We start from the raw sequence: 22,956 nt of genomic DNA on the forward strand, positions 1-22,956 counted from the left end.
CTGTAGTATGCTTGTAATCGAGGTATCTAAAAAATACCTCGATATTTTTTTAGAAAAGTAGTTGACGAATAATATCTTAGTATTGTATTATATTAATTGTCGCTAAGACATAAACGAATAACTCAGAAAAACACAAAAAACTTTTTTAAAAAAGTTGTTGACATGTTTTGAATGAGATGTTAATATAAAGAAGTCGCTGAAAAACGACTTAAATAATGAACCTTGAAAACTGAACAAGCAAAACGTAATCAATAAAGTTTTAAGTAGCTAGCTTCGGTTAGTGAACAAAACAAAAATTTTGGACATCAAACATGATGCCAGCAAAACAATTTGAGCTAATCAAATTTCTTTTATGGAGAGTTTGATCCTGGCTCAGGACGAACGCTGGCGGCGTGCCTAATACATGCAAGTCGAGCGAACAGAAAAGGAGCTTGCTCCTTTGACGTTAGCGGCGGACGGGTGAGTAACACGTGGGCAACCTACCCTATAGTTTGGGATAACTCCGGGAAACCGGGGCTAATACCGAATAATCTCTTTTGCTTCATGGTGAAAGACTGAAAGACGGTTTCGGCTGTCGCTATAGGATGGGCCCGCGGCGCATTAGCTAGTTGGTGAGGTAACGGCTCACCAAGGCGACGATGCGTAGCCGACCTGAGAGGGTGATCGGCCACACTGGGACTGAGACACGGCCCAGACTCCTACGGGAGGCAGCAGTAGGGAATCTTCCACAATGGGCGAAAGCCTGATGGAGCAACGCCGCGTGAGTGAAGAAGGTTTTCGGATCGTAAAACTCTGTTGTAAGGGAAGAACAAGTACAGTAGTAACTGGCTGTACCTTGACGGTACCTTATTAGAAAGCCACGGCTAACTACGTGCCAGCAGCCGCGGTAATACGTAGGTGGCAAGCGTTGTCCGGAATTATTGGGCGTAAAGCGCGCGCAGGCGGTCCTTTAAGTCTGATGTGAAAGCCCACGGCTCAACCGTGGAGGGTCATTGGAAACTGGGGGACTTGAGTGCAGAAGAGGAAAGTGGAATTCCAAGTGTAGCGGTGAAATGCGTAGAGATTTGGAGGAACACCAGTGGCGAAGGCGACTTTCTGGTCTGTAACTGACGCTGAGGCGCGAAAGCGTGGGGAGCAAACAGGATTAGATACCCTGGTAGTCCACGCCGTAAACGATGAGTGCTAAGTGTTAGGGGGTTTCCGCCCCTTAGTGCTGCAGCTAACGCATTAAGCACTCCGCCTGGGGAGTACGGTCGCAAGACTGAAACTCAAAGGAATTGACGGGGGCCCGCACAAGCGGTGGAGCATGTGGTTTAATTCGAAGCAACGCGAAGAACCTTACCAGGTCTTGACATCCCGTTGACCACTGTAGAGATATAGTTTCCCCTTCGGGGGCAACGGTGACAGGTGGTGCATGGTTGTCGTCAGCTCGTGTCGTGAGATGTTGGGTTAAGTCCCGCAACGAGCGCAACCCTTGATCTTAGTTGCCATCATTTAGTTGGGCACTCTAAGGTGACTGCCGGTGACAAACCGGAGGAAGGTGGGGATGACGTCAAATCATCATGCCCCTTATGACCTGGGCTACACACGTGCTACAATGGACGATACAAACGGTTGCCAACTCGCGAGAGGGAGCTAATCCGATAAAGTCGTTCTCAGTTCGGATTGTAGGCTGCAACTCGCCTACATGAAGCCGGAATCGCTAGTAATCGCGGATCAGCATGCCGCGGTGAATACGTTCCCGGGCCTTGTACACACCGCCCGTCACACCACGAGAGTTTGTAACACCCGAAGTCGGTGAGGTAACCTTTTGGAGCCAGCCGCCGAAGGTGGGATAGATGATTGGGGTGAAGTCGTAACAAGGTAGCCGTATCGGAAGGTGCGGCTGGATCACCTCCTTTCTAAGGATTATTTCGGAATACAAACCTTAGGTTTGTAAGATTACGTTTTGCGTTCAGTTTTGAAGGTTCATTCTTCTGAATGAAACACTTCAAAACTTGTTCTTTGAAAACTGGATAAAACGACATTGAAATTGTAACAAACACATTTATTTTTTTAAGTTTTTTATAGGCTTAATAACTTGGTTAAGTTATTAAGGGCGCACGGCGAATGCCTTGGCACTAGGAGCCGAAGAAGGACGGCACTAACACCGATATGCTTCGGGGAGCTGTAAGTGAGCTTTGATCCGGAGATTTCCGAATGGGGGAACCCACTACGTTTAATCGCGTAGTATCTTGACGTGAATACATAGCGTCTTGAAGGCAGACCCAGGGAACTGAAACATCTAAGTACCTGGAGGAAGAGAAAGAAAAATCGATTCCCTGAGTAGCGGCGAGCGAAACGGGAAGAGCCCAAACCAAGAGGCTTGCCTCTTGGGGTTGTAGGACACTCTATACGGAGTTACAAAAGAGCGAGTTAGATGAAGCGACTTGGAAAGGTCCGCCAGAGCAGGTAAAAGCCCTGTAGTCGAAAGTTCGTTCTCTCCTGAGTGGATCCTGAGTACGGCGGAACACGTGAAATTCCGTCGGAATCCGGGAGGACCATCTCCCAAGGCTAAATACTACCTAGTGACCGATAGTGAACCAGTACCGTGAGGGAAAGGTGAAAAGCACCCCGGAAGGGGAGTGAAAGAGATCCTGAAACCGTGTGCCTACAAGTAGTTAGAGCCCGTTAATGGGTGATAGCGTGCCTTTTGTAGAATGAACCGGCGAGTTACGATTACGTGCGAGGTTAAGCTTTAGAAGGCGGAGCCGCAGCGAAAGCGAGTCTGAATAGGGCGAAATAGTACGTGGTCGTAGACCCGAAACCAGGTGATCTACCCATGTCCAGGGTGAAGGTGAGGTAACACTTACTGGAGGCCCGAACCCACGCACGTTGAAAAGTGCGGGGATGAGGTGTGGGTAGCGGAGAAATTCCAATCGAACTTGGAGATAGCTGGTTCTCTCCGAAATAGCTTTAGGGCTAGCCTCGTGATGAGAATACTGGAGGTAGAGCACTGTTTGGACTAGGGGGCCATCCCGGTTTACCGAATTCAGACAAACTCCGAATGCCAGATATTTATACACGGGAGTCAGACTGCGAGTGATAAGATCCGTAGTCAAAAGGGAAACAGCCCAGACCACCAGCTAAGGTCCCAAAGTAATCGTTAAGTGGAAAAGGATGTGGCGTTGCACAGACAACCAGGATGTTGGCTTAGAAGCAGCCATCATTTAAAGAGTGCGTAATAGCTCACTGGTCGAGTGACGCTGCGCCGAAAATGTATCGGGGCTAAACGATTCACCGAAGCTGTGGATTGACATCTACGATGTCAGTGGTAGGAGAGCGTTCTAAGTGCGTTGAAGTCAGATCGGAAGGACTGGTGGAGCGCTTAGAAGTGAGAATGCCGGTATGAGTAGCGAAAGACGGGTGAGAATCCCGTCCACCGTATGACTAAGGTTTCCTGAGGAAGGCTCGTCCGCTCAGGGTTAGTCGGGACCTAAGCCGAGGCCGATAGGCGTAGGCGATGGACAACAGGTTGATATTCCTGTACCACCTCCTCACCGTTTGAGAAATGGGGGGACGCAGTAGGATAGGGTAAGCGCGCCGTTGGTTGTGCGCGTCCAAGCAGTAAGGCGTGTGTGTAGGCAAATCCGCACACTGTAACGTTGAGCTGTGATGGCGAGTCCGTATGGACGAAGTTCCTGATTTCACACTGCCAAGAAAAGCCTCTATCGAGGTGAGAGGTGCCCGTACCGCAAACCGACACAGGTAGTCGAGGAGAGAATCCTAAGGTGTGCGAGAGAACTCTCGTTAAGGAACTCGGCAAAATGACCCCGTAACTTCGGGAGAAGGGGTGCTCTTGAGCGTGCAAGCGCATGAGAGCCGCAGTGAATAGGCCCAGGCGACTGTTTAGCAAAAACACAGGTCTCTGCAAAACCGTAAGGTGACGTATAGGGGCTGACGCCTGCCCGGTGCTGGAAGGTTAAGAGGAGTGGTTAGCGCAAGCGAAGCTGCGAATTGAAGCCCCAGTAAACGGCGGCCGTAACTATAACGGTCCTAAGGTAGCGAAATTCCTTGTCGGGTAAGTTCCGACCCGCACGAAAGGCGTAACGATCTGGGCACTGTCTCAACGAGAGACTCGGTGAAATTATAGTACCTGTGAAGATGCAGGTTACCCGCGACAGGACGGAAAGACCCCGTGGAGCTTTACTGTAGCCTGATATTGAATTTTGGTACAACTTGTACAGGATAGGTAGGAGCCAGAGATCTCGGAGCGCCAGCTTCGAAGGAGGCGTCGGTGGGATACTACCCTGGTTGTATTGAAATTCTAACCCATGCCCCTTAGCGGGGCAGGAGACAGTGTCAGGCGGACAGTTTGACTGGGGCGGTCGCCTCCTAAAAGGTAACGGAGGCGCCCAAAGGTTCCCTCAGAATGGTTGGAAATCATTCGTAGAGTGTAAAGGCACAAGGGAGCTTGACTGCGAGACCTACAAGTCGAGCAGGGTCGAAAGACGGGCTTAGTGATCCGGTGGTTCCGCATGGAAGGGCCATCGCTCAACGGATAAAAGCTACCCCGGGGATAACAGGCTTATCTCCCCCAAGAGTCCACATCGACGGGGAGGTTTGGCACCTCGATGTCGGCTCATCGCATCCTGGGGCTGTAGTCGGTCCCAAGGGTTGGGCTGTTCGCCCATTAAAGCGGTACGCGAGCTGGGTTCAGAACGTCGTGAGACAGTTCGGTCCCTATCCGTCGTGGGCGTAGGAAATTTGAGAGGAGCTGTCCTTAGTACGAGAGGACCGGGATGGACACACCGCTGGTGTACCAGTTGTCTTGCCAAAGGCATCGCTGGGTAGCTATGTGTGGACGGGATAAGTGCTGAAAGCATCTAAGCATGAAGCCCCCCTCAAGATGAGATTTCCCATTACGCAAGTAAGTAAGATCCCTCAAAGACGATGAGGTAGATAGGTTCGAGGTGGAAGTGTGGTGACACATGGAGCTGACGAATACTAATCGATCGAGGACTTAACCAAAAAAGTTTGAAACATTCAATGCACCGTTTATCCAGTTTTGAAAGAATAAAATATTAGAATATACTTGTAATTTTTATAAGATATGTTATAATAAGTATTGTCTTTCAAATAGTCTAGTGATGATGGCAAAGAGGTCACACCCGTTCCCATACCGAACACGGAAGTTAAGCTCTTTAGCGCCGATGGTAGTTGGGGGCTTCCCCCTGTGAGAGTAGGACGTCGCTAGGCTATATACTAAAATTATTCCGAAGTAGCTCAGTTGGTAGTAGCACCTGACTGTTAATCAGGTTGTCGCAGGTTCGAGTCCTGCCTTCGGAGCCATTCTTGGAGAGTTGTCCGAGTGGCCGAAGGAGCACGATTGGAAATCGTGTAGGCGGTTAACACTGTCTCAAGGGTTCAAATCCCTTACTCTCCGCCAGCACTTTGATGTGTTCCAAACGATGGCCCCTTGGTCAAGTGGTTAAGACACCGCCCTTTCACGGCGGTAACACGGGTTCGAATCCCGTAGGGGTCACCAATTCAATACCCAGATGGAGGATTAGCTCAGCTGGGAGAGCATCTGCCTTACAAGCAGAGGGTCGGCGGTTCGAGCCCGTCATCCTCCACCATTATTTTAACAATATTATAGTATTATCGCGGGGTGGAGCAGTGGTAGCTCGTCGGGCTCATAACCCGAAGGTCGTTGGTTCAAATCCAGCCCCCGCAACCAAATGGTCCCGTGGTGTAGCGGTTAACATGCCTGCCTGTCACGCAGGAGATCGCCGGTTCGATCCCGGTCGGGACCGCCATTTATTTTAAAATATGGGTCAGTAGCTCAGTTGGTAGAGCATTAGATTGAAGCTCTAAGTGTCGGCGGTTCGATTCCGTCCTGACCCATCTTATTTTTTTGCCGGTTTAGCTCAGCAGGTAGAGCAACTGACTTGTAATCAGTAGGTCGTGGGTTCGATTCCTATAGCCGGCACCAGATATTCCCGGAGGGGTAGCGAAGTGGCTAAACGCGGCGGACTGTAAATCCGCTCCTTAGGGTTCGGCGGTTCGAATCCGTCCCCCTCCACCAGTTTTATTATTTTAGGGGCATAGTTCAACGGTAGAATAGAGGTCTCCAAAACCTTTGGTGTGGGTTCGATTCCTACTGCCCCTGCCAATTAATTTTATGGCGATTGTGGCGAAGTGGTTAACGCACCGGATTGTGGTTCCGGCATTCGTGGGTTCGATTCCCATCAGTCGCCCCATTGTTGGGGTATAGCCAAGCGGTAAGGCAACGGATTTTGATTCCGTCATGCCTAGGTTCGAATCCTAGTACCCCAGCCATTTTTGCGGAAGTAGTTCAGTGGTAGAACACCACCTTGCCAAGGTGGGGGTCGCGAGTTCGAACCTCGTCTTCCGCTCCATGTATGACGGCGGCATAGCCAAGTGGTAAGGCACGGGTCTGCAACACCCTTATCACCGGTTCAAATCCGGTTGCCGCCTCCATATTTTAACTGTTAATCGGTTTATCCGATTTTTTTTATCTCCATTATGCCGGTGTGGCGGAATTGGCAGACGCGCACGACTCAAAATCGTGTTCCTTTGGAGTGTCGGTTCGACCCCGACCACCGGTATCATCAAATTAATAAAAATTAAGAAAGCTCATAAATCTTGATATAACAGGGTTTATGAGCTTTTTATATTAGGGGAATTGCAACAGGTTTAGAAAGAGAAGGATTCTTTTTGAAGAAAAGGTCAACGAGAATAAAAAAAGTATAGAAAATTCATTGGAAGAGAATAGTATGAGTTTTAACATAGAAGTTACTCATGGGTTTGAATCTCCAAAGGAATCATTAGAAACATAATTAAAACAAGAATGTTTATATTAGCATTCTTGTTTTTTTATGTGATAAAACATTGTGTGTCAGAACGTTCGCTATGATAGACTAAGCAGTTATGTTTATGTAAAACAGGTAAATTTGTTTTACAAATTTTACAGGGCTTTAGAGGGTAATAAATATCTTTACAATATTTTTCTATAAAGGTTGTGCCATTTTAGACGCCTGAAAAGAATAGGTTTATCCTATAGATTTTAGGTAAAAGACAAAGACATCTGTTTCAACATCAATAATTTTTTGAACTTTGGTGGAGAGAGAATATTTTCTTTTATACATTGATTTTTAGATTTCTATTTTTAAGATCTTTCATGGACCAATAAAACCCTACGAGTTGCATCTTCTAGTTGATTGAAAGTTAACAATCAACTAGAAGGTGCAGTTTTTATATATGTGTTGAGTGATGGACTTGATGTGGATGTAATCGATAGCACAAGAGTTGTCATTTTACTCCACTACATTTATATAATCATAAACGTAATGGAGTAAGTAGAAAAAATACGGTTATGTGGAAGAAAGAAGATGATAAGAGTAAAGAGACTGTTAGAGCTTATGACTGTGTATAGTAGTAATACAGGAACAGTATTAAAGGATTGTTCACAATGTAAAAGAGGAGGAAGTGGTAAAAGGGATGCGTGTAAAAAAATCAAAGTATCTTCTTTCCTATAAAGAAGAGGATGAATATCTAATTATTAATATTTATACGAATCAAATTTACGCACTAGATAAATTTAGTTCATTTATTTGGGAAGAGTTTGATAAAACACCAATAGTCTCTGATATTTCCAAATTAATAGCTAAAAGGACAAATGAAGATATTTTAATTATTCAAAAGGATTTAGATGGATTTTTAAATTCGTTGTCAAAAGGAGGTTTAATTAAATTTGTATAATATTTTATATTTATACAAAGAATTAATATTTTTAGATTTCCAAATACGGAGAAAAGGTTTTGATGAAGTCTTTAGACGCTATATAAAAAAATATACTATAGAGGGTTCTAAAGAGATTTTTACTGAGGAGAATTCTGAAGAGATTTTGGAGTGGTTTATTCTTTTAGACCAAGTTTGCTGTTGGTATCCTAGGAAAGCAGATTGTATACACAAAACGTTAATTGGTTATAAGATACTTCAATCTAAGTATGGTATACCAGTAAACATGGTAATAGGGATAAAAAAATTTCCCTTAGAGGCACATGCCTGGATTCAATATCAGGGCCACAATCTATTTGAAGAAATGGAAAATCTTGATTCGTTGAAAGTGATTATAGATTCAAACTCGTATATGAAGGGAGTTGAACTTAGGTGAATTGGTATGTGTTTGAATTTATGGATAATTCGGAGGGAGAAGTGGATAAAAATGGACATCTTAAGATCAACAGTAAATCAAAAGTAAATTATTTCAACACATCCTCACAGAACTTTGTTTTGAAAGCAGCATATGCTCAAAATACGACCCCATATGTGTTTTTTGAAAATAATGATGTGTTAATAGTGGGAGACATTGTGATATACAATATTTTGAATCATGGTGTATATGAAAATGTTGATTGGACTGAGCAAGAATTACTCACTAATTTAATTTCCCTTTATAACACATTTGGTTTGGATTTTGTGAAGCGTTTAGATGGCGAGTTTTCATTTGTTCTATTTGATAAAAAGAATTTAACATTAATGGCCTGTAGAGATACCTTGGGGGTAAAAAGGCTCTTTTATTTAAAAACCGATACAAAATTAGTAGTTGCGAGCGATATCTTTCTATTGAAAAGTTATCTAAATACACCTGAGTTGAACGGTGTTTACTTTCAAGAATATCTAAATGCAAAAGGAATTGTTGATTCCTATTTAACGCCATATAAAGAGATCTTGCGTTTACCGAGTGGGAATATGTTTGTTTATGAAAATAAGGAAATTAACCTAATAAACTATGTGAATTATGATGAATTATTTTCTGATAAATGGATGATGAAGGAGACAACTATAAATCGGGAAGCGTTAATTGAAGAATTCGAAAGTATTTTGAACAAAGCAGTTTTGAGGAGAGTACGGAAAAGCGAGCGAAATACGGTGTTATTAAGCGGTGGCTTAGACTCAACTACTATTTTTAATGTGTCAAAACGATTGGGGCATAGATACGGAGAAATTAATTCGGTAAGCGTTGTTTTTGATGAATTAAAGGAATGCGATGAAAGTGCATATATAACGGAATTATTAGAACAATATAATTCTAAAGGTACTTTTCTAAATTATGATTCAGTATTGATGTATGAAGATCTTCGGAATAATATATTACGTTTTGACGAACCGTATGCTACTGCTCCTACATGTGAATTTATTTCTCCCTTAATAGAGTCAAGTGTGAACAATAATACATATAGTATCCTAACAGGTTATGGTGGTGACCAACTTTTAACGAATCCGCCGTATTTATTAAGAGATTACGTTAGAGAAGGAAAAATAAAGGATATGTTCGGCGATTTAACTAAATATTGTATGTATACAAATATGTCTGCTTTTAAAGGATTACGTGAGTACATCATTCAACCACATCCTTTTAGTAGAACAACTAAAAATAAACGGAATCATGCTAGAAATTTATTGCATCAAATGTTAAATGCAAAAGCCAATCATTATATGGATAGGGCGATAGGTGGCTTTTATGGTGCGGATATAAAACATCCTTTTTTAGATAGGGAGTTAATTTCTTTTATGATTAAAATCCCTAGTCATATTCTCTTTGATCCTTTCTACACGAAAAAAATTTTAAGAGACTCTCAGAAAAATAAGTTACCTGACAGTATTCGACTGCGTATAAATAAAACATCACACATTGCTCATACATTAAAGAGTATAAGGAAAAATTGGAATTCAATTTATTCTAATGTAAAGTCACCTTTAGTTGTCTCAAAGTTAGGTCTTTGTTCCGAAAAGTTTTGGGAAGAAAATTTATATAAGTGGAGAAATGGTTTGTTGATAGATGAGGCTTTTTTATTACTGTTCTCCATTGAAGTATGGATTATGCAAGAAGTGTAATGAATCAATATTAATAAGGAGGCTGTTAGTGTAGGTGTATTGTGCTATTTCTAAGGGTTGCAGGAGGAAATAATTATGTTAATGACATATAGCAAACCAATGCTTTTAGATAGTGGAAATAGTTCGGAAATCATTAAAGGTCAATGTGGCTGGGGTAAAGAATTGCCATTTTTTGATGAAACAGGTGCTGTAAAAGGTAGTTATAGAAGACGTAAATATAGAACCGAACCATGTTATGGTCCTGGAGTTGTAAATATATGTTACGTTTGTAAGACTGAAACGGTTAGTTGTTCTGCAGAAAAAGATGACTGCTAACTTATAAATAGGTTAATACCAAAACTATTTTATTTATTTCGATGTTAACTGTAATTAATGTTCTACTTTTTTATTACATAAAAGTTGTAACAGGAATGTATAGTCAAGAACAGGTTTTGGTGAAGAGTCTACGATGAATCGTTATGGTTCTATAGCAGAAAATAAATACAAAAACTAAATTTGCCCTATAGTAATAGCACAATACTCCTACAAAATGTGAAATGAACGTTTTCATATTTTTCTAACTGATAAATAAAGTATGACACTAATTTTCGGGATTGTATTTTTGATTTTCTTTTTTTACAATTTGACAAAATTAAGAAACTGCATTGATTTTCAGCGGAGATTTATACAGATTGAGCAAATAGATTTCCTGGAAAAGGGAAGAACATATTTGATTTCGGATGAAAATAACATTTTTGATAACTTATATGTTTTGAATGCTTTTTATCGTAGAATTTCAAAAAAGAGAGAAGTTATTTTGATAAAAGTGTTATTTGAAAACGATAACGAGATAAAAGTCGAACATTTGATGAAATTAAATCAATTGCAAATTGAAGAAATTCCAGTATTACTATATATGGGTGAAAAATATTATTGGGAAGATATAATGAATTTTTCTTCATAAGGTAAATCTCTTTGAAACAATATAAAATTTTGTGTGTATTTTACTATTAAAATCCTTGTATATTAAAGGATTTTAATAGTGGCTTGAAAGAAAAGGAGTTGACTGAATATCATTATTGTTTATCTGGTTGTAGCAATTATTTTTCTAAAAAACGGATTCAATAAAGTTTTTAAAATTTATCATTATTACGTGGCGATAAATGAAAAAATAACAATATCTCCGATATTCGTAAGCATTTTAGTGAGTTTAGATGTGCTTGTAGGTATCTCCTTATTAATTCAATTTGTGAATGTTTACATATGTATGACCGCTGTAATGTTGCAATTGTTCAATCTTTTTTTACTGTTTAAACCTTCTAAAGGAGGAAAGACACGTAACTGTGGTTGTTTTGAAAACATACCTATCAATATAAATATAAAAAATTTAGGATACAATTATGTGAAATTCACATTAACTTTCTTAATTTTTTTAGGAGAGATACTATGATTTATATTTTTTGTTATGGTTCTGCTTTAGTATTGATACTTTCTGGGATTTCTAAATTAATCTCACATTCAAATACAAAGCAGTTTTTTTTAAAGTATATTCCTATCAATGATATTTTAATTACATTTTTGGCATTGTTATTCCCATTATTTGAAATTGTAATAGGTGTCAGTTTGTTTATTTATGCTCACCCTATACTTTATATTAGTGCCTTATCTTTAATTTTACTCTTTATAATTATTAATTCGTATGCACTTATTAATAAGATAGAAGAGGACTGTAAATGTTTCGGCAATTTAATTCCAACTAAGACAGGACTGGGTGGCTTAATACAAAGTCTATGCATGTTTTTCAGTATAGTGCCACTACTCTATTTTGATAAAGGTAATATGAATATACTTGACTTTGGCAATATATTTTATCTCGTACCTGTTCTTTTATGGTTCATCACTTTAATAATTATTAGAAGAAACGTAGAGGTGGTGTAACGATGGACATGGAAATTTATTATGCTTTCGTCATCATTTCTTGTGTATTAATGCTTAGCATTTTGATTTCATTAAGAACTAGACGAGTGCTAAATGTAGAAAAATGGGGACCGATGGAAAAAAACGTTTTTCCGTTGATTCCATTGAAGAATAAACAATTTGAATCTGTTAAAGTTCAAGATATTATGAATGAGATTAATGTGCAGACTTTAGTATTTATTGATAGTCAGTGTTCTGCTTGTAAAGCAACATTAAAAAAACTCAATTTTTTAATTCCTGTTAAAAAAGAAAAGTATATTTTTATAGCAACGGATACGATAGAAAATCGGGATAACCTGAGCTATTTAGAGGATGAATATATTTATTTTATAGAAGAAGAAATTCTTTCTAATCAGTTAAAAATAGATGTCTTTCCAATGTATCTAGTTTTGAATACTAATAATTTTGTAGTAGAGAAGAAAGGAATCGCAAGTTTAGAAAATCTTTTGGATGTGAATGACTATGAAGTTGAATGAATTAAAATTCCATGAGAAAGATCGACCTGTTAGAGACTTTTTCTATTCACAGTATTTTTATTTGAAAAATATTTGGAGAGAACAAAAGAGCATATTTCTTTTTTTAACTATTTTAAGCATAATAACTTCTATTATGTTACCTTTAGAAATTTTGCTACAGAAAAGGTTGATAGATCAACTAACGGTGGTGCAGAAAATTCCTAATGAATTGGGGTTTGTGTTAGTTCTCCTTGTAGCAATAACGTTTCTTAGTCTATTTGGACAACTATCTGGAAAAATTCAAGATTATCTATTTCGAAAAATTTCTTTAAGAGTGAATTATTTATTTAAAGCGATGTTAAACAAAAAAGTAACTAGCGTTTCTTTAGAAAACTTTGAGTCTAGCTTTTTTTACAATCAAGTGAATCTGGCAGCCAAAGCATTGGAAGGAAATGGGTTAGGTACAACATATTCTTTTTTGCAGATCATTACAAGTGTATTTTCGTTATTTTCAGTTTTTGCGATTTTAATGGCTATTCATTGGACATTACCTTTAACTGTGCTTTTATCAACAATTCCCGGGGTTGTCATTGTTTTTTTTAGCAAACTTAAAAATTATAAAGTTGAAAAAAACGTTGTATTTAAAGAAAGAGAGCTTTCTTATACAGAATCCCTTTTTTTTGACAAAAGCTATTTAAAGGAAATTAAAGTGTATACATTGAGTGATTATTTACTGGAAAAATGGAAAAAACTTTATTTTTATACGATGAACAAGAGACTTGAAGTGACAAAGTGGGAACTGAAAAATAGTGCAGTGATGATACTATTTGTAGGAGTTATCAATACAGGTGTATCTGTATTCTTTGTTTATCAACTAGTAGAGAACGCTTTAACAATAGGGAGTTATGTGGCGTTAACTGCAGCTATAATTACTTTACAGGGCATTTTTGCTCAAATTGGTGCACATATAGCTTCTATTTTTGAAGCAGCTATTTATAATAATGCATTAATCAAGTTGTTGAAAATAGAACATTTTGATGACGAAAAGAGAGAAGAAATTAATTCTATTGAAACGATTGATATTAAAAATGGCACTTTCAACTATCCTTATTCTGATATTTCAGCTTTTTCAAAATTGAACTTTTCAATACGAAGAGGAGAAAAAATTTCGATTGTAGGTGGAAACGGTTCAGGGAAAACAACACTCGCCCATTGTTTAGTAGGATTATTCAATTTGACAGAAGGAACGATTTTAGTAAATGGAGAAAATATGACCGACATTGATAAATCTAGTTTACATAAACAAGTTGCTGTTGTTTTTCAAACATTCCCTAAATATATGTATTCCTTAAGAGAAAATATTGGTTTTGGCAATGTAGATGACATGGAGAATGACCAGAAAATATGGGATGTCATAAGAAAAGTAGGATTGGGACATAAATTATCAATCCATAATGTTGACTTAGATACTTATTTATCTAAAGAAATGGATGGCGGAATTGATCTATCTGGGGGAGAATGGCAAAAAATAGCTTTAGGACGAGCGCTAATGAAGGATGTTAGTTTGATTTTGTTGGATGAACCTACAGCGTCATTAGATCCTCATTCAGAATTAAAAACACTTGAATTATTTGATAGCATGACAGATGATAAAACAACGATTACGATTACACATAGAATCGGACCCACGAAATTATCAGATAAGATTATCGTAATGGATAAGGGGAAAATTGAAGAAATTGGTACTTTTGATGAATTAATAAATAATAAAGGATTATTTTATCGTATGCATCAAGCCCAATCCAAATGGTATGAGCGAAAGGAGCATTTTCATGAAACCGTTGAAACTACATGAGACACAAAATATGAAAGAAACCCCATTAGTAGTGATGAAAAATGTGTCAAAGGAATTTCAGTCAAAGGATTTTATTGTACAAGCACTAGATACAATCAATTGTGAAATTTACCAAAACGAAATCGTAGCAATAATGGGTACGAGTGGTTCAGGGAAAAGTACATTACTTAATATTTTAGCTGCTTTAGACAAACCTACACATGGGGAATTAATGTTTCAAGGTGTACCAATGATTGAGCAATTTCAAGAACCGATAGCATCGGAATTTAGAAAACGAAATATAGGTTTTATATTTCAAAATTTTAACTTATTAGATGAATTGACGGTATCAGATAATGTGGCTCTGCCTTTAATTTTGCTAGATGAGGACTCTAAAAAAATTGCGCAAAAGGTGAAAGATGTTTTAACAAAAATGTCAATTAGTGATTTAGCTGTGAAGAAACCACATGAATTATCTGGTGGGCAAAAACAACGAGTGGCTATATCACGAGCGATTATTGCCAATCCGCTATTATTACTGGCAGATGAGCCAACAGGGGCCTTAGATGTGAATACAACTAATGATATTTTAACAACACTTGTTCAATTGAAAAATCTAACAAATCAAACAATTATATTGGTAACACATGATCCACATGTATCGACTTATGCTGATCGTGTACTATTCTTTCATAAAGGGAAATTAGTAGATAGTTATATCAATCAAGTAAATAGCGATAATTTATCGATGATTTTTGACAAATTTAAAAACATACAGAGGAGTTATCTCAATGTATGATTTAAAGAATATTGCTTGGAAACTTTGTAGAGCTGCTAAAATACAAGTAATCATTGCCATACAAGTTGTAGCACTCGCTGTTTGTTTAATTGCAACAATGTTGATCTATGTTGAAAATGCACGAACAGAAATGGAAGACAATATTCGTAACTTGTATGGGGATGTGGATATTTCTGCTGGTTATAACCTTTCATCTAGTCAAGAGTCTAGTCAATGGATTACGAAAGAAAGTTTTAATCAGATTAAAACTTTAGAAGAAGTCGAGCTTGTGGAACCGATTTTACTACAATTTACATCTATTGATAAGATTGAAGGAGCCTATACATTAGGTGTTACAAATGGGCATTTAACAAAAGGATTTTATCATTTGAACGACATACCGAAAGATAATGAAGTTATTATTTCACATTCGTTATCAAAAACATTAAATAAGTCTGTTTCAGATTCAATTATGGTAAATGGTAAGCCGTTTCTTATAAAAGGAGTGCTATCTCCTAATGAATATGGAGAAGATGCGCCTATTCTCTATATGGACATTGATTCTTTGAAAATTGTAAGTAGTATTCCATCGGATGTAAAAGGCTTGTTTGTCATGATTAAAACAACGGATGTGTGGCAGACAGCTACTGTATTACATCAATTTTTCCCAAATATACGTGTAGATATAACGAAAGAAACGGACTGGGTACAAGCAAATTTAAATTCCTTACTCGTTTTCATCATGATGTTAGTGTTTAGTATTATCATTATTAGTGGTCTATTATTGAAGTCCACTTTTTCATTATTATTTAGTCGTTTACAAGCCCAATTTTTCGTTTTAAGAACAATGGGAGCAACGACAGGGCAACTAAAAAAGATTGTCAACTATCAATCGACTATCATATTACTAATAGGTGTGGGGACAGGCACAATCAGTAGCCTTTTGTTGCTAAAATTCGTTGTCCCATCTTTGGTTGAGATGGTTGGCTTACCACAAGCCCATTTTAACATTCCTGTTGTCTATTTTTCAGCAATTTTACTTGCTATTTATTTCTTACTCTACATGTTTGTGTTTGTTCAAGTAGCGAGGGTAACTAAAATATTACCTTTAGCAATGAAAAGAAATTATGAGTTTAAATCATATCATTGGACGAAATGGAAGACCGTACTTACTTTTATAGTAGGTGTGATGTCCTTACTTATTCTTGCACAAGGTATTTTGCAAAATGATGCAATTCAATCAATTATTCTCATTTTTACTGGAAGTGTATGTATCATAGGTTGTCTATTCTTTTTATTCCCATATATGATAGTATACACATTGAAAAAATATTCTTCCTGGATTCATCGCTATTTAGGAAACAAAGCGCACTATGTAAAAATTCAATTCATCCCTAATTTAAGTAACTATGTTCCTGTTGTTTGTATATTAGCGATTTTGATTATGATTATTACGTTTAATGGTACATTTTTGAAATCTATTGTACAATCCGAGGAAACAACGATTGAAAAAACCTATCCGTATGAAGTAGCGATTGATAATCCTTATTTTGAAAATATTTCTTATAATGATATAGAGTTATTGCGAAAAAAAATTTCAATAAAAGAAATACAATTAGATAGTAAGGGTAGTTCTTTTCTCACTAATAATGGTGTTAATCTGAATTATTTTGCCAAAGATTTTGGTGGAGCAGATAGAGTTGAAATTACAGATGATGTAGCTGATAAGTATGATTTAAAAATAGGCGATGTTTTAGAAGGCGATTACTTAGATAGACGGTCAAATGAAAAAGTCATTCGTTTAAGAATTACTGGAATTGTTCCAACTGAAAACAAATATAAACAACTTTTTGTTGATTGGAATTCCCCTTTGATTAAAGATGTTGTAACAATTGATAAAATCCATTTAACTTTAGGTAATGGCACAACATTAGACGATCTCCAACAGACGATTCATGATTGGCCAACGTTAAAAATTGTGGAGCGAGCTGTTCTTTTAGAGCAAGCCTCGGAATGGTTTTATCAACGATGGGCAATGTTCATGCTCATTTTGACTGCTTTAGTAGTAGCGAGTTGTACTGGTCTAGTGCAAACGATTTTTCATATAATCTTTAAAAGAAGAGACCAATACAATACACAACGTTTAATCGGGCTTGCCCCAAAAGAATTAAAACAGGTTATTTGGTCTGAAGTTCTCTTTATTGTCACTATCGGTTTACTACTTGGATTAACAAGTGGCATGTTTTTAACAAAGTTAATCATGCAAATTGACGCAGATGGGCCAATAGAATGGGATTTCTTATTTATATTTAGTTCAAGTATAGGTACAGCGATGATTATTTTAGTATGTTGTCGACTATATATTGCTCGATTTGTAAAACGGAGTGTTATATAGAAATGTTCGTGTCAGATAACAGAATAATGTATATCTTAGTACATTCAGATTACACGCTTATGCAAGAGCTTTTAAAAAATATGTTCACTATGTATAGACCGTCTTGGGTAGTTGATACCATTAACTTGTTGAGTGAGGTTGTCATAAGGATAAATGCCAATAAAAAATATGATGTTGTGTTAATTGACACATCTTATAAGCATTTTGTTCACTATATACCATATTTAAAAAACCTCGAAACAATGAAATGCCAAATTGTTTTTATGACAGATGAAAATATTGGAGAGATTCATTACTACACAAATAATATCTTGAATTGTAAGGTAATAAATAAAAATATGACGATAGAACAACTAGTTCATATCATTGAAGGAGACTCAATAGAAATAGTTGATACAAGACGATTGGGCGGATTGAATATGTTAGAAATGAGTGTGCTCATGGAATTGGCAAAGGGTCACTCCATTGACTTTCTTTGTAACTCTCAAAAATTTACAAATACAGAGATAGAGCAATCGATTAGACATATTAATGCATATTTTGGAACATCTCATTATTTAGAAGCAGTTTATAAAGCATATACAGAAAAACTTATTTAAGGGAACGTTAAGTGGCACTTTACGCTTACGTTCTTTTTTTGAACGTTTATGTAAAAGAGAAGATTGAAAATAGGCGATTATCTTTAAAAATATACTTTTTAGGATATTTTTAACTATTTTGATGTTACATGTTTTATACTAGTGATCAAGGAGGTGATGAGATGGAATTTACTGCAAAAGAGGAAATGCTAGTAGATTTTTTTGAACATAGAAGACCGTTAACACAGTTAGATAAAATTAAATTAGTGTATGGATTTCGTGTTGTTACAAGCGAGTTAAAAAAATTTTTGATTATTTACGGTATAGCTATAGCGTTCGGTTTATTTTGGAGAATGTTACTGGTTCAAATTGGATTTCTATTGGTGCGTCAAGTAGCATATGGTGCGCATTGTTCATCATTTAAAACGTGTCTTATTGTTAGTTGTATTTCATTTCCGTTCATCACATGGCTAGCTGTAGCATTGCCTATCACTTCACTCGTTGTTTGGGGGGCGTTTTTGCTAGGAGCTGTCATCTTATTGTTTATTGGTCCAGTGAGTTCTAAAAAAACAAAAGTACAGGGTGAAGCTCATCGAACATTTTTGTTTAAAAAACTGTATAGCAGACTTATTGTGTTGGGGGGACTACTCGTTATTTTTCCAACATCCATAAGTGTATTTTTCTTAGCAGGATTTTTGAAGGGGATTGTTTTAGTGGTTATTGCAAAAATAGGAGGATCTCATTAATGAAATTTATTATCGACAATATTATTGATTATTTATATAATTTATTCGTTAAATTGGCTGACTTTAGCTCTGTTTATATGTGTTGGGGAGCTTTAGGAGAAGAGGAGTTGCCACAAGAATTAAATTTCAATAAATTTGAAAAAAATACATAAATATTCTAAGATAGATATTGATTATATGTTATTTTGGAAGGATCATGTTATTCGTATGTGGAGTATATCCTATTTAACTTTGATTATTTATCAATTTTTGATATTAAGTATTTTACCGTTATATTTTAGCAAAATTGCAATAACAAAAAAAATGATATTGAAGATTTCTTTATTAATAGTTTCGCCATCAGTAGTGTTTTTTGCTTTTATAGGTGTCTATGCTATGGCGTACATCCTATTAGTGGAAAGTTTCTTCGTCTACCGGCAAACAAAGCGTTGGCGGAATGTGGCCCATGTGCTGTTTACGATTGTTTTAGTTGTTTTGGCAGATCATATTTCTTCGCTTGTCGTGTATCATTTATCGAATGGCATGGATGCTATCATCACTTCTCCATTGGTACAACTCATTTTTTCGATGAGTATCCTATTTATATTGGTGCTTGTCTACATAAAGTTATTCGATTATTTTGTTAGATGGTATGTGTTTAAGCAATACATTATACCTGCAATGATTCCCTTGATGCTTATGACGATTGTCTTTATGTATACTGATATTGTGTTGATGGATGGTACATCGTTTATCAAAAGTGTCCAACATAATTTGTTCTTTTTTGTGATTTATTTGATGATCTTTATCATTATTATTGGTTTCTTTGTTTACTTAGCTATTAAGAACATACATATTAAACAAAAGGAAATGGAATTAGAAGAATTTAATTCATATGTGTCTTCGCTTGAAGAAATTAATAGAGATATGCGTCAATTTAAACATGATTATATGAATATTTTAACATCAATGCGTCATTTTATAGATTCTAAAAGTTACTCAGAACTAGAAACCTATTTTTATCGACATATTTTACAAACTGAAAAGAAAGAGCAAGCGCATGAAATATCCTTTTCGATGCTTAACTGTTTAAATATAGCTAGTTTAAAAGGACTTTTAACAACAAAACTTATTCAAGCGCAAACGTTTCACGTTCCAATGTACATTGAGATTGTCGAAAAAATCGATAGAATAGCATTGGATGAGATTCAATTAAATCGTATGTGCGGCATACTATTGGACAATGCGCTTGAAGCCAGTAAACATGCTACAGAGCCTTGGATTCGATTAGCATTTATTCGAATGGAAAAAGCTGTGTTAATTGCATGTATGAATACATTTTCATCCAATAAAAGTTATGAGTTAAAAGTGCATGAAATTTTCAAAGAAGGCTTCTCGACAAAAGGAGAGGAGCGAGGCTTGGGCTTATCTATATTACGTCAAATGGTAGATGCATCTCCAAAACTTCGTTTAAATACAAAAATAAATGGCAATTTATTTATACAAGAGTTGTTTATTGAGGAGGAGGGGGTGTAAATATGAAAGTGATTATTTGTGAAGATAATGTTGTACAATTAGAGCATATCAAAAAAACCATTAAAAACTATGCTATGATGGAAGGGAACGGGATTGAAATTGTACTTACAACTACAAACCCTAATGAAGTCATTACATATGAAAAAGCAGATTGTTATTTTTTGGATATTGATTTGAACCATGAGGTGACAGGGCTTATGTTAGGGGATATGATTCGCCAACGTGACCCATTGTGCAGTATTATATTTGTCACAACCCATGCAGAAATGACCTATTTAACGTTTATGTATAAAATTGCTGCGTTAGATTTTATTATTAAGGATCACACAGGTATGTTACAGCAAAAAATATTAACAACACTAAAAGTTGCATATGAAAAGTATATACAAATTGGCCAACAACAATCACCTTCACAGATTCAAATAAGAGCAAATGGTTATACAAGGAATATTGCTATTCAGGATATATACTTTTTTGCGGCATCCCCAAAATTACATAAAATTATATTACATTTAGAAAATGAGCATATTGAGTTTTATGGTCGCTTAAAGGATTTTAAGGAAGCACATACATCGATGTATCAATGTCATAAGGCTTTTATTGTGAATAAACAAAACATTGAATTTGTAGATCATAAGGAACGAGTTGTATATTTCAAAAATGGTGAAACTTGCTTTGCCTCTGCACGACTTATAAAGGGGTTAAAATAGTTAGACATCCACCTAGTAAAAAAACTTATGCTTACTTTTTCATCGATATAACAAGGATTGTGAGTTTATTTTGTATGACTGAACTCGCAATCCTTTTGCTTTAGACGTTCCTTATAAATGTGTGAAACAACCTTTGTTAAATGTGCTATATACTCTGTTGCTTCAATCTATACTACTACGGATAAGAAATGTTTAAAGATACTATTCTAATCACCATTAAACACTGTATTATAATAATGAAATAGTTCTATTATTCTTCCCATATCCAAATTGGCTGCTGAAGAACGATGGAAGTAAAATGAGGGTTGATTCTTTTAGAATTCACTGTCATCTCGTTGCTAAGAACAATCACTGTTAACTTCTCGTCATTGAGCCGTGCTATGACGGAAACGACTTAGATAGGAGATGACTTATTTGAATAGACCCTCCATTCGGAAAGTCTGGAAAGTATTGTGAAATTGGATTATCTAGGTTTAAAAGTCCTTTTTCTTCTAGTTGCATGATCGCTACAGCAGTGAATGTTTCTGAGTGTGGTTGGGCTATTAGGTAAATCAGTGTCTGCCAAACCGTAACCTTTTGTAAATAAAATTTTACCTTTCTTTGCAATAAGAACGATACCTTGAAATTTTTTATTTTTTAAGTATTGATCGATTTTTTCAGCCATACTTCCAATAGATTACTATGATTATTACGTCCAAAATTACTATAGACACTATGACAATAACAAGGGTAGAAATAAAGAAATTCTTGGAAATTTTTCGTGTATATAACTTTTGATTTATGTAATCTGTTAAACAAACCTTATTATAAGTTTTACAAAATATATAATTGTTATTAAAAATATCAACTCATTTATAGTAGGAGAAATTTTGTTAGCAAAAAAGATTTTAGCAAGTAAAGATAAATAAGATTCAAAAAAGAAGCCACTCTATGAGATAAAAATGTCTTTATAGAGCGGCTTTTTATATAATCTCTAAATTTTTACGATTAGTTCATGCTCTGTTCATTTAACAATTTTAAGCTATGAGTAATCAAAGAAATGGAGGGGTTAGTGATGAATCTTGCCTGGAAAGAAATGAAGAAGAATAAAGTACGGTTTTTAATCTTGGGCTCCATTATCTTCCTAGTTAGTTTTTTAACGTTTATTATCTCGGGTTTAGCAAATGGTCTGTCACAGGATAATGCAGCTTTAATTAAGGATTTACCGAAGGGACAATTTTACATGGCTGAGGATGCAGATGGCACATTTAATCTTTCAAGAATCGATAGCGATCTGCAGCAGAAAGTCATAAGTAAAGAAAAAGAGGCAGTAGCTTTTTCGATCCAGATGGGCTTTTTAAATGATCAGGATGATAAACAACAAAGTGTAGCCTTTGTGACATCAACGGAATCTACACTTTTTAGCAATGTGCATCAAGACGAGTTGCTTTTGGATAGCTCACTACAAGATAAAGGAATACAAGTTGGAGATATATTAACGAATAATCAATACAGTGGAAAGTTCATTGTAAAAGGTTTTGTAGAGCAAAAAAAATATAGCCATGCTCCCGTTGCTTATATTAGTGAAGAGGCTTATCAGGAGATGTATCGGGTAGCTGATAAACAATTAATTTTTGTACCAAATAGTGAGCCAAATGATATTAAGGGATTGCAAGCATATAGCAATAAAGAGTTTCTCAATACTATCCCTAGTTATAATGCGGAACAATTATCTTTAAATATGATTATATGGTTCTTAGTTGTCATTAGTGGGATGTTGTTTGCTATTTTCTTCTATATGATGAATGTGCAAAAAATTGGCTTGTATGGCATTTTAAAAGCGATTGGATTAAAAACAAGTAAGCTATTTAAAATGATCTGGACACAGATGGCTATTATTACAATCTTTTCACTTGTGGTATCTGTCAGTCTTAGCCAGCTATTTAATATAGTTGCTCCTAAGGGGATGCCATTCACTTTAACAATAGGCACTACAACACAGTTATCCGTTGTATTCCTCCTCATAGGCTTTATTGGTGCGACCTTGTCAGGAATGCAAATTAAAAAAATTGAACCGTTACAAGCAATACAGCAAGGGGAGGCTTAA

17 protein-coding genes, 15 tRNA genes and 3 rRNA genes are annotated in these 22,956 nt (G+C 36.5%); 34 read left to right on the forward strand and 1 reads right to left on the reverse strand.

Translation table 11 applies throughout. The features are described from left to right. Window positions 1-349 precede the first annotated feature (349 nt). The 33 genes from AAJG31_RS17105 to AAJG31_RS17265 all read left to right on the forward strand — a co-directional run bounded on the left by AAJG31_RS17105 (window position 350) and on the right by AAJG31_RS17265 (window position 20,870). A 16S ribosomal RNA gene (locus AAJG31_RS17105) occupies window positions 350-1,901 on the forward strand. A 181-nt stretch (window positions 1,902-2,082) separates the two neighbouring features. Then, window positions 2,083-5,010: ribosomal RNA gene (locus AAJG31_RS17110) — 23S ribosomal RNA — on the forward strand. 112 nt (window positions 5,011-5,122) lie between these two features. After that, window positions 5,123-5,238 (forward strand): 5S ribosomal RNA (gene rrf / locus AAJG31_RS17115). The 16S, 23S and 5S rRNA genes sit together here with 15 tRNA genes alongside, the layout of an rRNA operon. A 16-nt stretch (window positions 5,239-5,254) precedes the next feature. Then, window positions 5,255-5,331 (forward strand) — tRNA-Asn (locus AAJG31_RS17120). A 5-nt stretch (window positions 5,332-5,336) separates the two neighbouring features. Further along, window positions 5,337-5,428 (forward strand) — tRNA-Ser (locus AAJG31_RS17125). A gap of 24 nt (window positions 5,429-5,452) precedes the next feature. Then, window positions 5,453-5,527, forward strand: a tRNA-Glu gene (locus AAJG31_RS17130). A gap of 15 nt (window positions 5,528-5,542) precedes the next feature. Then, window positions 5,543-5,618, forward strand: a tRNA-Val gene (locus AAJG31_RS17135). Between the two features lie 26 nt (window positions 5,619-5,644). Beyond that, window positions 5,645-5,719 (forward strand) — tRNA-Met (locus AAJG31_RS17140). 3 nt (window positions 5,720-5,722) lie between these two features. After that, window positions 5,723-5,798: transfer RNA gene (locus AAJG31_RS17145), tRNA-Asp, on the forward strand. Window positions 5,799-5,813: 15 nt separating this feature from the next. Beyond that, a tRNA-Phe gene (locus AAJG31_RS17150) sits at window positions 5,814-5,886 on the forward strand. Between the two features lie 12 nt (window positions 5,887-5,898). After that, window positions 5,899-5,974: transfer RNA gene (locus tag AAJG31_RS17155), tRNA-Thr, on the forward strand. 9 nt (window positions 5,975-5,983) lie between these two features. Continuing rightward, window positions 5,984-6,067 (forward strand) — tRNA-Tyr (locus AAJG31_RS17160). 13 nt (window positions 6,068-6,080) lie between these two features. Beyond that, window positions 6,081-6,154 (forward strand) — tRNA-Trp (locus AAJG31_RS17165). Between the two features lie 12 nt (window positions 6,155-6,166). Continuing rightward, window positions 6,167-6,242, forward strand: a tRNA-His gene (locus AAJG31_RS17170). Between the two features lie 4 nt (window positions 6,243-6,246). Beyond that, window positions 6,247-6,321: transfer RNA gene (locus tag AAJG31_RS17175), tRNA-Gln, on the forward strand. Between the two features lie 5 nt (window positions 6,322-6,326). Then, window positions 6,327-6,401: transfer RNA gene (locus tag AAJG31_RS17180), tRNA-Gly, on the forward strand. A gap of 8 nt (window positions 6,402-6,409) precedes the next feature. Continuing rightward, window positions 6,410-6,483 (forward strand) — tRNA-Cys (locus AAJG31_RS17185). 47 nt (window positions 6,484-6,530) lie between these two features. Next, a tRNA-Leu gene (locus AAJG31_RS17190) sits at window positions 6,531-6,611 on the forward strand. Window positions 6,612-7,491: 880 nt separating this feature from the next. Further along, on the forward strand, window positions 7,492-7,764 hold the full coding sequence (locus AAJG31_RS17195) for a PqqD family protein (RefSeq protein WP_145983808.1): 273 nt from the start codon (window positions 7,492-7,494) through the stop codon (window positions 7,762-7,764). Beyond that, window positions 7,757-8,179: a lasso peptide biosynthesis B2 protein gene (locus AAJG31_RS17200; RefSeq protein ID WP_227744937.1), complete on the forward strand. Its 423-nt coding sequence runs from the start codon at window positions 7,757-7,759 to the stop codon at window positions 8,177-8,179. The genes AAJG31_RS17195 and AAJG31_RS17200 overlap by 8 nt, the downstream gene beginning before the upstream one ends. Then, a complete protein-coding gene (locus AAJG31_RS17205) occupies window positions 8,176-9,903 on the forward strand; it encodes an asparagine synthase-related protein (RefSeq protein WP_279496177.1) in 1,728 nt (575 codons plus the stop codon). Before AAJG31_RS17200 ends, AAJG31_RS17205 begins: the two co-directional genes overlap by 4 nt. A 75-nt stretch (window positions 9,904-9,978) precedes the next feature. After that, complete coding sequence (locus AAJG31_RS17210) at window positions 9,979-10,218, forward strand: hypothetical protein (RefSeq protein WP_131521049.1); 240 nt, start codon at window positions 9,979-9,981, stop codon at window positions 10,216-10,218. A gap of 394 nt (window positions 10,219-10,612) precedes the next feature. Further along, a complete protein-coding gene (locus AAJG31_RS17215) occupies window positions 10,613-10,846 on the forward strand; it encodes a hypothetical protein (protein WP_131521050.1) in 234 nt (77 codons plus the stop codon). Between the two features lie 482 nt (window positions 10,847-11,328). Next, entirely contained in the window at window positions 11,329-11,820 is a 492-nt protein-coding gene (locus AAJG31_RS17220) for a MauE/DoxX family redox-associated membrane protein (RefSeq protein WP_131521051.1), read from the forward strand. Window positions 11,821-11,822: 2 nt separating this feature from the next. Continuing rightward, entirely contained in the window at window positions 11,823-12,335 is a 513-nt protein-coding gene (locus AAJG31_RS17225; protein ID WP_131521052.1) for a hypothetical protein, read from the forward strand. After that, the gene (locus AAJG31_RS17230; protein WP_193767369.1) at window positions 12,322-14,169 is read left to right on the forward strand and encodes an ABC transporter ATP-binding protein; all 1,848 of its coding nucleotides are present in this window, start codon (window positions 12,322-12,324) and stop codon (window positions 14,167-14,169) included. The genes AAJG31_RS17225 and AAJG31_RS17230 overlap by 14 nt, the downstream gene beginning before the upstream one ends. 10 nt (window positions 14,170-14,179) lie before the next feature. After that, window positions 14,180-14,947, forward strand: coding sequence for an ABC transporter ATP-binding protein (locus tag AAJG31_RS17235; RefSeq protein ID WP_131521234.1), 768 nt, complete (start codon window positions 14,180-14,182; stop codon window positions 14,945-14,947). Then, window positions 14,940-17,321 (forward strand): ABC transporter permease, encoded by a 2,382-nt coding sequence (locus AAJG31_RS17240; RefSeq protein ID WP_131521054.1) that lies wholly within the window; start codon window positions 14,940-14,942, stop codon window positions 17,319-17,321. Before AAJG31_RS17235 ends, AAJG31_RS17240 begins: the two co-directional genes overlap by 8 nt. A gap of 59 nt (window positions 17,322-17,380) precedes the next feature. Further along, complete coding sequence (locus AAJG31_RS17245) at window positions 17,381-17,920, forward strand: hypothetical protein (protein ID WP_131521055.1); 540 nt, start codon at window positions 17,381-17,383, stop codon at window positions 17,918-17,920. Window positions 17,921-18,081: 161 nt separating this feature from the next. After that, the gene (locus tag AAJG31_RS17250) at window positions 18,082-18,645 is read left to right on the forward strand and encodes an accessory gene regulator B family protein (protein WP_193767371.1); all 564 of its coding nucleotides are present in this window, start codon (window positions 18,082-18,084) and stop codon (window positions 18,643-18,645) included. Beyond that, window positions 18,645-18,797, forward strand: coding sequence for a cyclic lactone autoinducer peptide (locus AAJG31_RS17255; RefSeq protein ID WP_131521057.1), 153 nt, complete (start codon window positions 18,645-18,647; stop codon window positions 18,795-18,797). Before AAJG31_RS17250 ends, AAJG31_RS17255 begins: the two co-directional genes overlap by 1 nt. A 223-nt stretch (window positions 18,798-19,020) precedes the next feature. After that, window positions 19,021-20,160, forward strand: coding sequence for a GHKL domain-containing protein (locus AAJG31_RS17260; RefSeq protein ID WP_193767372.1), 1,140 nt, complete (start codon window positions 19,021-19,023; stop codon window positions 20,158-20,160). A gap of 2 nt (window positions 20,161-20,162) precedes the next feature. Further along, the gene (locus AAJG31_RS17265) at window positions 20,163-20,870 is read left to right on the forward strand and encodes a LytTR family DNA-binding domain-containing protein (RefSeq protein WP_131521058.1); all 708 of its coding nucleotides are present in this window, start codon (window positions 20,163-20,165) and stop codon (window positions 20,868-20,870) included. 463 nt (window positions 20,871-21,333) lie between these two features. Here AAJG31_RS17265 and AAJG31_RS17270 read toward each other — a convergent pair whose 3' ends face one another. Beyond that, window positions 21,334-21,534: a hypothetical protein gene (locus AAJG31_RS17270; protein ID WP_227744950.1), complete on the reverse strand. Its 201-nt coding sequence runs from the start codon at window positions 21,532-21,534 to the stop codon at window positions 21,334-21,336. 390 nt (window positions 21,535-21,924) lie between these two features. Between AAJG31_RS17270 and AAJG31_RS17275 the strand changes: the two genes are divergently transcribed. Further along, entirely contained in the window at window positions 21,925-22,956 is a 1,032-nt protein-coding gene (locus AAJG31_RS17275; RefSeq protein ID WP_103119109.1) for an ABC transporter permease, read from the forward strand.

This window comes from Lysinibacillus sp. BS3 (assembly GCF_039614735.1).
GTDB classification, from domain to species: domain Bacteria; phylum Bacillota; class Bacilli; order Bacillales_A; family Planococcaceae; genus Lysinibacillus; species Lysinibacillus capsici.